This is a genomic window from Robiginitalea sediminis, assembly GCF_002198115.1.
GTDB classification, from domain to species: Bacteria; Bacteroidota; Bacteroidia; order Flavobacteriales; family Flavobacteriaceae; genus Robiginitalea; species Robiginitalea sediminis.
The window spans coordinates 1-1195 of record NZ_NGNR01000009.1 but is presented as its reverse complement, the minus strand read 5'-3'; the positions used below and the strand labels follow the sequence as shown (position 1 = coordinate 1195).

The 1195-nt window shown below is 46.5% G+C and carries 1 protein-coding gene; it reads left to right on the top strand.

Annotated features, from left to right (window positions below):
• The first annotated feature begins 51 nt into the window (after positions 1-51).
• Positions 52-1163 (top strand): IS3 family transposase gene (locus CA832_RS14875; RefSeq protein WP_088342439.1). Its coding sequence is split into 2 segments (ribosomal slippage): positions 52-313 and positions 313-1163, totalling 1113 coding nucleotides; the frame shifts between segments, so codons are not numbered across the junction.
• Positions 1164-1195 lie beyond the last annotated feature (32 nt).

Genomic DNA, 1195 nt, shown 5'->3' with positions numbered 1-1195 from the left:
TGAAGGCTTCCCTGTTTTTCGGACAGTTTAAAAATCAACTATTTTTAGATCATGAAGAAGAGCAGATTCACAGAAACGCAGATTGTTTCCATGCTTCGCCAGTATGATGCGGGTATGAAGGTCACGGACATTTGTCGGGAGAAAGGCATAACCACGGCGACGTTTTATAGCTGGAAGCGCAAGTATGGAGGCATGGACGCCCAGCAGCTCAAGGAGCTTAAAGCCCTCCAGGAAGAGAACCGTCGCCTTAAGGCCATGTATGCAGATTTAAGCCTGGATCACAAGATTCTCAAGGACATCATTGAAAAAAAGCTCTAAGGCCTTGTGAGCGCAGGGAACTGGCTGAAGGGATCATAAAAGAGACTGGGCTAAGTATTGCCCGGGCCTGTTTGATCGTATGCCTCTGCCGTTCGATGTGGTATTACCGAAGTCGCCGGGATGATACGGAAGTAATCGAGAAGCTCACCGAATTAGCCGAAGCAAAGCCGCATCGGGGTTTTGACTGGCTCTACAACCGCATTCGCAAACAAGGCCATAGATGGAACCGAAAACGTGTGCTTCGTGTGTATCGTTTGCTGGGACTCTCCTTAAAACGCAAGGCCAAGAAGCGCCTGCCCAAGCGGATTAAAGATCCCCTGGCAGTACCTGAGGCACCCAGAGAAGTATGGAGTGCAGACTTCATGTCTGATAGTCTGATTACTGGTAGAGGCTTCAGGATATTCAATCTAATGGATGACTTCAATCGGGAAGCTCTGTGTATGAAGGGAAACTTCTCTATGCCCGGTATTCGGGTGGTAGAATACCTGAAAGAGGCTATTGAGACCTATGGGAAACCCTTAGCCATACGTGTGGACAATGGGCCAGAGTTCCTCTCCCGGGTGTTTGTAAACTACTGTCAGGTAGAGGACATAGAGATCAAATACATCCAGCCTGGCAAACCCAGTCAGAATGGATACATAGAGCGCTTTAACAGAACCTATCGAGAAGACATCCTAGATGCTCATTTGTTCCGGGATATCGAAGAAGTAAATCTGGAGACAGAAAGGTTCAAAGAAGAATACAACAACTATCATCCCCATAAATCCCTGGGAAGGAAAAGTCCAAGAGAATACCTGGAAGAATATTCAAAGGAGAATGTACCCTTAAAACATCAATTTGTTTAATTTACCGCTGTACGAAAAGGGGTAAGTCTTCA